Source organism: Flavobacterium sp. FG19 (assembly GCF_057809475.1).
Genome location: NZ_JBMDKA010000088.1, coordinates 1 through 417 on the forward strand (window position 1 = coordinate 1; position 417 = coordinate 417).

A 417-nucleotide genomic window follows, 5' to 3' on the forward strand; every position below is an offset into this window, starting at 1 on the left:
CTTAAATGAGCTAAAATGAGTAAAAATGCGACATAGTGTTCCAAAGTTAGTGATGTATGAATTGTTCAAAATGTAAAGAGCAAAAGGTTATTAAAAACGGGAGAACAAAAAATAATAAACAGCAGTACTATTGTAAAATGTGCTCTCACCGTTTTATAGAATATTATACAAATCAAGCTTACAAATTAGACATTAATGAAAAAATTGTTCAATTAACAAAAGAGGGATTGGGAATAAGAAGCACCGCAAGAATACTGGAAATATCAGCCACAACATTATTGAAAAGAATTGTCTCCATTGCCAGAAATATAATCAGACCAATTATCAGCAGAGGCAAAACCTATGAAGTAGATGAACTGTGTACTTATATCAGACACAAGAAAAATTATATCTGGCTGGTTTATGCTTTGGAAAAGA

Annotated in this window: 1 pseudogene; it reads left to right on the forward strand. The window is 31.2% G+C overall.

What is annotated here, in order from left to right:
• Positions 1–15: 15 nt before the first annotated feature.
• Positions 16–417: pseudogene (locus tag ACODST_RS27855) on the forward strand (IS1 family transposase); the annotation flags it as partial.